This window comes from Rhizobacter sp. P3_C12 (genome assembly GCF_056402735.1).
The window spans coordinates 1-8594 of the sequence record NZ_JBFUGW010000265.1; the positions used below are offsets into that span (position 1 = coordinate 1).

Consider the following 8594-nt stretch of genomic DNA (forward strand, 5'->3'; position numbering starts at 1 on the left):
GTCGAGCGCCGAGCGGCGTGCGCCGGCGCTGTGGCACAGGTCGGCCAGGCTTGCGGCGCTGCCGGGCAGGAACTCGCTCCAGGCCTGCGCCAGCGCGCGCAGCGCCGGCTCGCTCTGCGCCGACAGGTGCAGCAGCCGCGGTTCGCCGTCGGCGGACGGTTCGTCGGCCGGCAGGCGCGGCGCCTCTTCGAGGATCACGTGCGCATTGGTGCCGCCGACGCCGAACGAGCTGGTGCCGGCGCAGCGCGTCTGCGGGCCCGCCGGCCACGGCACCGGTTGCGCGGCCACGCGCAGCCGCGTGCCGTCCAGCGACAGGTGCTTGTTGAGCTGACTGAAATGCAGCTGGCGCGGGATCAACTCGTGCCGCATCGCGAGCACGGTCTTGATGACGCCGCCGACACCGGCGGCGGCCTCCATGTGGCCGAGGTTGGCTTTCGCGRCGCCGAGCCAGCAGGTGCCTCCGCCGGCGTCGGCGCGGCCGACGGTGGCGGCCAGCGCCTCGACCTCGATCGGGTCGCCGAGCGGCGTGCCGGTGCCGTGCGCCTCGATGAAGCCGATGCGGCCCGGCGCGAGCTGCGCCGACGCGAGCGCCTCGCGGATCAGCGCCTGCTGCGCCAACCCGTTCGGTGCGGCGAGCAGCGTCGAATGACCGTCCTGGTTGACGGCCGAGCCGCGCACCACGGCGAGCACGCGGTCGCCGTCGGCGATGGCATCGGCGAGGCGCTTCATCACGATCACGCCGCAGCCCTCGCCGCGGCCGAACCCGTCGGCGCTCTGGTCGAAGGTCTTGCAGCGGCCGTCCGGCGCCATGAAGCCGACCTTGCTGAGCGAGATCATCAGGTCGGGCGTCACCATCAGCGAGACGCCGCCGGCCAGCGCGATGTCGCTCTCGCCGTGGCGCAGGCTCTGGCAGGCCAGGTGGATCGCGACCAGCGACGACGAGCAGGCGGTGTCGACCGAGATGCTCGGGCCGCGCAGGTCGAGCAGGAACGACAGGCGGTTCGCCAGCACGCTGTGCACGGTGCCGGTCAGCGTGCGCGCGTCGATCGCCTCGGGGTCGCGGTATTCGAGCAGCTGGTAGTCGTTGTGGTAGCTCGCGATGAAGACGCCGGTGCGGCTGCCGCGCAGGCGCTCGCGCGTCAGGCCGGCGTCGTCGAGCGACTCCATCGCGACCTCGAGGAACAGCCGCTGCTGCGGGTCCATGCGCTCGGCCTCGCGCGGCAGGATCCCGAAGTACGCGGCGTCGAAGCCGTCGATGCGGTCGATGAAGCCGCCCCACTTGGTGGCGGACTTGCCGGGCGCGGAGGCATCGGGGTCGTAGAGGGCGTCGGCGTCCCAGCGGTCGGCGGGCACCTCGCGCACCGCATCGACGCCGTCGACGAGCACCTGCCAGAACGCCTCGGGGCTGTCGGCGCCACCGGGGAAGCGGCAGCCCATGCCGACGATCGCGATCGGGTCGGCGCGCATCAGCGCCTCGCTCTGCGCGCGCATCTGCTGGGCCATCAGCGCGAGCTTGACGGCGGAGAGCTGTTGTAGCCCGGATGCCAATCCGGGTGCGGCTTCGGATGACGAATCCCGGATTGGCATCCGGGCTACGGGGTCGGTGTGCTCGGTCATGCTCAGCGCCTCTTGCGCAGCAGGCGTGCCGCGTCTTCGTCGGACAGTTCGGCAACGCCGGCCAGCACCGGCGCCACGGCCGCGGGTGCCGCAGGTGCAGCCGCTGCCGGCTCCTGCTCACCCGCCAGGAACGCCACCAGCGCATCGACCGTCGGGTAGTTCCACGCCAGCGTCGCCGACAGCGGCTTGCCGTGCAGCGGCTCCAGCCGGTTGCGCAGCTCCAGCGCCATCAGCGAGGTCAGGCCCATCGTGCCGAGCGGCTTGCGGGCATCGATCTTCGCCGGCGTCAGCTTCAGCACGCGGCCGACGACGTCGCGCACCGCGCGGTCGAGCGCGCGGCGGCGCTCGGCCGGGTCGCTGCTCTCGACAAGGGGCGCATCGGCCACCGGTGCCGCCGCATCGGCGAGCAGCTCGTTCAGCAACGCCACCTCGCGTGCGCCCAGGCTCTTGCGCATCGCGCGCCAATCGACCGGCATCACCAGCAGGTGCGGCACGTCCTGGCGCAGCGCGTCGCCGAGCAAGGCCAGCGCCTGCGACGGCGCGAAGCCGCCGATGCCCTGGCGCTGCAGCTCGTCGAGCTGGCGCCGGCCGGCCTCGCCGCGCATCACGCCGGTCTGCGCCCACACGCCCCAGCCGATGCTCTGCGCATGCTGGCCCTGCGCGCGGCGCTGGCGCGCCAGCGCATCGAGGAAGGCGTTGGCGGCGGCATAGCTCGCCTGGCCGGCCTGCGGCATCACGGCCGCCATCGACGAGAAGAACACCAGGCGATCGAGTTCGGGCAGCGCGCGGTGCAGGTTCCACGCGCCCTGCAGCTTCGGCGCCAGCACCGCGGCAAGCGATGCGGCACCGAGCTCGTGCAGCAGCGTGTCGTCGGTGATGCCGGCCGCGTGGATCACGCTGCGGATGGGAGGGCGGCCCTCGGCTCGGTGGCGCGCGAGGAAACCCGCCAGAGCGGTCTCGTCGGCGACGTCGACCGGCACGTAGTCGATGTGGGCGCCGGCGGCTTCCAGCTCGCGCACCGCCTGCACCGCCGGCGTCGCTTGCGACGATGTGGCAGCCCACTGCTCGCGCGGCGGCAGCGGCGTGCGGCCCAGCACCACCAGGTGGCGCACGCCCTGCGCGACCAGCCAGCCGGCGACATGGCGGCCGACACCGCCGAGCCCGCCTGTCAGCAGGCAGCTCGCATCGGGGCGCCACGGCAACGCCAGCGCCGGCTGCGGCGCAACGCGGCGCAGCACCGGGCGCGTCCAGCGGCCGCCGCGCAGCGTGCACGAACCGGCATCGGCCTGCACCGCGTCGATCACGGCCTCGAGCCCGCCATCGAGTTCGACCAGCCCGCCGAAGCGGTCGCCGTGCTCCGCGGCCAGCGTCGCGGCCAGGCCCGACAACGGCGCCTGCGCCAGCGAGCCAGCCGTCACGAGCCACAGCCGCACGTCGATGCCGGCATGCAGGCGGATCACGGCCTGCGCGTCCTGCACGAGGGCGTGCAGCGCGGGCACGTCGCCGACTGACTGCAGATCGAGCGGCCGCAGGTCGACGACATCGAGGCGGACCGACGGCGCGAGGCCAGCCAGCGCCGCCGCATCGGCGAGCCGATGGACGGTCGCGCCGCGCTGCTGCAGCGCCTGCCCGAGGCCGCCGCGGTCGCCGATCACGGCCCATTCGCGGGCCTGCGGTTTCGGTGTCAGCGTTGCCTCGGCATCAGCCAACGCGTAGAACGCATCGGCCGCATCGGCACGGGCCGTGGCGCCCAGGCGCTCGAGCACCAGGCCGTCGAGCTGCAGCACCGGGCCTTGCTCGTCGAACAGCAGCGCATCGACGCGCACCGGCTCGCCATCGCCTTGCGGCGCGGTCGCGCGGGCATGGATCCAGCCGGGTCCGGTCAGCGGGCGCAGCCAACGCGCGCCATCGAGCCGCGTCGGCAGCCACAGCGCGCCGGGCGGGGCCAGCGTCACCATCAGCTGGAAGCAGGCGTCGAGCGCGGCGGGCGGGATGGCGAAGCGCTCGTCGGCCATCGGCGCCAGCTGGGCCAGCGCTTCGGCGGGCACGAACCAGGCCTGCGCGATGCCGTGAAGCGTGGGGCCGAATTTCGCGCCAGCGGCATCGAGGCGTGCGTAGAAATCCGCGGCGCTGACTGCGGGTTGCGTGCGCAGGCGCGCCGGCGCGGTGGTGTCGTGCGCGACCGCAGTCATCGGCGCGACGTGGGCCTGTGCGTGCAGCGTCCACGCGCCGTCGCCGCGGGTCTGGAAGCTCAAGCCCAGCACGTCGTCCGCGCCGGCCACGGCCTGCACCTGCAGCGCGCTTGCGGCATCGGGCTGCAGGTGCAGCGCGCGATCGAAGCGCAGGCCTTGCACACCGGCGCCCGGCGCGAGCGCCTGCACGGCAGCCAGCGACAGCTCCAGCCACGCCGACGCCGGCAGCACCGCGCTGCCATGCAGCGCATGCGCGAACCAGGCCGGCACGCGGCCCGGGTCGATCGAGACATTCCACAGCGCGCCCGCCGGCATGCCGGCCAGCGCGATGCCGGCACCGAGCACCGGATGGCGGCTGTCGACCACCGGGCCATGACCCTGCACGCCGGCCGGGGCGATGTCGGCCGCGGCGATCCAGTGGCGTTCGCGCTGCCACGGGTAGGTCGGCAGTGTCAGCGTGCGGCCGCGCGGCAGCATGCGTGACCAGTCGAGCACGCCGCCGGCACAGTGCAGCGCACCGAGCGCGGCACGCAGGGCCGGCAGCTCGGGTTCGTCGCGGCGTGCGCAGGCGATCGTCGTGACCTCGTGCCCGCCGGCCTGCGCCGTCTGCTGCACCGACGGCAGCAGCACCGGGTGCGGCCCGAGCTCGACGAACACCGTGATGCCGTCGGCCAGCAGCTGCTGCACCGTCGCGCCGAAGCGCACCGGCTGGCGCAGGTTGTCGGCCCAGTAGCGGCCCGTCAGCTCGGCGCCTTCGGCGCGGCGCGCCAGCACCGTCGAGTACAGCGCGGCGCGCGTGGCCTGGGGTTGCAGGTCGTGCAGCTCGGCGGCGAGTTCGGCCGCGAGCGGCGCCATCTGCGGGCTGTGCGAGGCCACGTCGACCTTGACCAGGCGGCAGAACACGCCTTCGGATTCCAGCTGGGCCATCAGCGCCTGCACGACGGCCGGGTCGCCGGAGATCACGCTGGAGCGCGGGCTGTTGCTGACGGCCACCGCGACCTGCTCCTCGTGGCCGGCGATGCGGGCCTGCGCCTCGGCCATGCCCAGTTCGACCAGCGCCATCGCGCCCTGCCCGCTGGTGCGGCGCATCAGCGCGCTGCGGCGGCAGATGATGCGCATCGCCTGCGGCAGGCTGAGCGCGCCGGCCACCGCGGCGGCCGCGACCTCGCCCATGCTGTGGCCGACCACCGCGTCGGGCTCGATGCCGTGCGCGCGCCACAGCGCGGCATAGGCCCACGCGAGCGCGACCAGCACCGGCTGGATCACGTCGATCTGGTCGAGGCGGTACGCAGGGCTGCCGGGCTCGGCGGCGAGCTGCTCGACGATCGACCAGTCGGCGAACGGCCGGGCCGCTTCGTCGCAGGCGTCGAGCGCCGCGCGGAACACGGGTTCGCGCGCCATCAGCTCGCGCGCCATGCCGGCCCATTGCGCGCCCTGGCCGGGGCAGATGAACGCGATCTTCGGGCGCTCGGACGGCGCGACACCCTCGGCCGCCGCCGCCTCGCCATCGGCATACCGCTTCAGTGCCGCCGCCATCGCCAGCGCGTCGTCGGCGACGAAGGCCGCGCGTTGCGCCAGCGCGGTGCGGCGCGTTGCGGCGTTCCAGCAGACGTCGGCCAGCGGCGCGCCGGCGGTCAGCAGCGCGGCGTAGCGAAGCGCCAGCGCGCGCAAGGCGGCATCGCTGCGCGCCGACAGCACGAGCAACGGCACGGTGCCGTCGGCGCTCGCCGTCTCGGCCTGCGGCGCCCCTTCCAGCACGACGTGCGCATTGGTGCCGGCGATGCCGAACGCGCTGATGCCGGCCAGCGGCGCCTGTGCGGGCCACGGTCGTGCGTCGCGCGCCACTTCCACCGGCATCTGCGCCCACGGGATCGCCGGGTTCGGCTCATGGCAATGCAGGCTCACCGGGATCTGCCGGTGCTGCAGCGCGAGCGCCGCCTTGATGAAACCGGCCACGCCGGCCGCACCCTCGGTGTGGCCGAAGTTGGTCTTCACCGAACCGACCGCGGCACGCACGCCCGCCGCGCGGCCCTCGCCGAGCACATCGGACAACGCGCCCAGCTCGACCGGATCGCCCGCCCGCGTGCCGGTGCCGTGCGCCTCGACATAGCCGACCTCGGCGGCCGAACGTCCGGCGTCGCGGTACGCGCTGCGCAGCAAGGCCTCCTGCCCGCTGCGGCTGGGCGTGCCCATCGAACCGCTGCTGCGGCCGTCGTTGTTGACCGCGCTGCCGCGGATCAGCGCGTAGATGCGGTCGCCATCGGCCCGTGCCTGCGCGAGCGTCTTCAGCACGACCAGGCCGGCGCCTTCGCTGCGCACGTAGCCGTCGCCGCGCGCATCGCCGAACTTGCAGCGGCCGTCGGGCGCCATCATGCGGCTTTGCGAGTACGCGATGCTGATGTGCGGCTGCAGGATGATGTTGACGCCGCCGGCGATCGCGAGCGTGCATTCGCCATGCCGCACCGCGCGCGCCGCGAGGTGGATGGCGGCCAGCGACGACGAGCAGGCGGTGTCCAGCGTCAGGCTCGGGCCGCGCAGGCCGAGCGCATACGACAACCGGCCCGACGATGCGTAGCGCCCGCTGCCGGTGGTCATGTAGAAATCGACCGCCTCGGGATCGCTGAACAGCCGCGCCTCGAAATCGCCGAGCCACTGGCCGACGTAGACGCCGGCCCGGTCGGCATCGATGCGCGACAGGTCCTGGCCCGCGTCTTCGAGCGCCTCCCATGCGGTCTCGAGCAGCAGGCGCTGCTGCGGATCGAGCCGCTCGGCCTCGCGCGGCGAGATGCCGAAGAACTCGGCGTCGAAGTCTTCGATGCCGTCGAGGAAGCCGCCCCAGCGCGTCATGATGCGGCCCGGTGTCGCAGGCCGCGGGTCGTGGTAGTGGCCGAGGTCGATGCGGCTCGCGGGGATCTCGGCGATCGCATCGCGGCCTTCGCTCAGCAACTGCCAGAAGCTCTGCGGATCGCTGACACCGCCGGGGAAGCGGCAGCCCATGCCGACGACCGCGACATCAGCGACAACAGCAGCGACAACGGCGGCGGCAGCGTGGGCTGGCGTGTCGTTGTCGGTGCTGCTCATGGAAGCCTCTCGTCAGGCGAAGCTGGGGGACTTCGCCGGCGCGGTCGCCAGCAACGGCGCCAGCGTCACCGACAGGTCGGCCAGCAGCGCGTCGCGCCGGCCGGTCAGGTAGAAGTGATCGCCGGGGAACACGCGCACGCGGAACGGGCCGCGCGTCTCGCCGCGCCAGCCGTCGAGGTGCGCGCGCGGCGTCAGCGGGTCGTCGCTGCCGCCGAACACCGACAGCGCGCACTCGAGCGGCGCGCGGCCGGCCGGCGGCTGGTGCGTCTCGAGCGCGGCGATGTCGGCGCGCAGGCTGGGCAGCAGCAGCGCCATCACGTCGGCATGCTGCAGCACCTCGGCCGGAATGCCGCCGTAGCGGCGCTGGATCTCGGCGACGAAGGCAGCGTCGGGCAGGCGGTGCAGCGGCGCATCGGCGGCCGGCCAGTGCGGCGGGCGGCGGCCCGAGACGATCAGCTGCGCCGGCACCGGTGCGCCGGCCGCCTGCAGCGCACGCGCCACCTCGGCCGCCAGCACGGCGCCCATGCTGTGGCCGAAGAACGCGAACGGCTTGTCGTCGAGCTCGGGGCGCAGCGCCGGCAGCAGCGCGTCGATCAGGGCTGGCATGCGGTCCATCGGCGGTTCGTCGAGCCGGTTCGCGCGGCCGGGCAGTTGCACCGCCACCAGCTCCAGCTCGGCCGGCAGTCCGGCCAGCCACGGGCGATACACCGCGGCGCCCACACCGGCATGGTGAAAGCAGAACAGCCGGGCTCGCGCCGCGGGGCGGGGAGTGAACCGTTGCAACCAGGGATTTGGGCTCATCGCGCGACGCCGTCGACAAGGGAGTCGAGCCCGCCCAAGTGCGGCCTGTGATCCTCCGTGTCTTTCCAGTGAAGCAATGTAAAGTCAAAGGGCGTCGCGACACCCTCGGGACGACCCCCCATCTGAGTGAAACTGCGCCCCCTGGAATGCGTGGTCAGCGTGCGGTTTTCAACGGCTTTTGCAAAGGTTCCTGCGAGGCTTCATCCAGCGCCTGCCGAGCCTGCACCTGCCAGCGGTCGTGCAGCGCGAGCGCGGCCCGCGCCGCCTGCTGCGCCTCGTCGCGGCGGCCGAGCGCGAGCAGCGTGTCAGACAAATTGATGAAGGCGGCCGCACTGCGGTGCTGTTCGGCCGCGGCGCGGAACACCTCGGCGGCCTGCTCGGGCTCGCCGCTCGCGCGCAGGCTGTTGCCCCAGCCGATCTGCAGGCTCAGCCTGCCCGGCCAGCGTTGCAGTGCCGACGCGTACACGCGGGCCGCAGCGGCCGGCGCCGCGCTGCGCTCGAAACCGACGGCTGCCTCGATGGCAGCTTCTGCGTGCGCGGTGGCCGGCCACTCGCCCGGCGGCAACGCGACGAAGCCCCAGAAACCGGAGCGGCCCCAGGTGTGCTCGAAGGTCGAGAGCGGCAGCCGCTCGCGCTCGCTGCGGCCGGAGCGCAGCAGCAGCTCGCCGCGCGGCAGGTCGTGCCCGACGACGACCGCGTAGTGCCACAGCGGCACGAACGACAGCCCCAGGTTCTGCAACACGACGACCGGGTGGCCGGCTGCCAGCTCGCGCAGCAGCGCGTCGAGCTCACCCGGGATGCGCGTCGCGACCGCCCCATGGCGGCGGGCACCGGCCAGCATCTCGGTCTGCAGGCTGCCGGCGCGTGCGGGCACGAAGACCTCGTCGGCGAGCAGCGCCGGGT

The 8594-nt window shown here is 73.8% G+C and carries 4 protein-coding genes; all 4 read right to left on the reverse strand.

Annotation, left to right across the window (positions count from 1 at the left end; all coding sequences use genetic code 11):
• Nucleotides 1–1617, reverse strand: a 1617-nt coding sequence (locus AC1DXV_RS27715; protein WP_477936596.1) for a type I polyketide synthase, incomplete at its 3' end; no start/stop codon positions are given.
• A 2-nt stretch (nucleotides 1618–1619) separates the two neighbouring features.
• The gene (locus tag AC1DXV_RS27720; protein WP_477936598.1) at nucleotides 1620–6890 is read right to left on the reverse strand and encodes a type I polyketide synthase; all 5271 of its coding nucleotides are present in this window, start codon (nucleotides 6888–6890) and stop codon (nucleotides 1620–1622) included.
• 12 nt (nucleotides 6891–6902) lie between these two features.
• Entirely contained in the window at nucleotides 6903–7673 is a 771-nt protein-coding gene (locus tag AC1DXV_RS27725; RefSeq protein WP_477873263.1) for a thioesterase II family protein, read from the reverse strand.
• Between the two features lie 172 nt (nucleotides 7674–7845).
• The coding region (locus tag AC1DXV_RS27730; protein WP_477936600.1) for a PA2778 family cysteine peptidase at nucleotides 7846–8594 on the reverse strand (749 nt) is incomplete at its 5' end.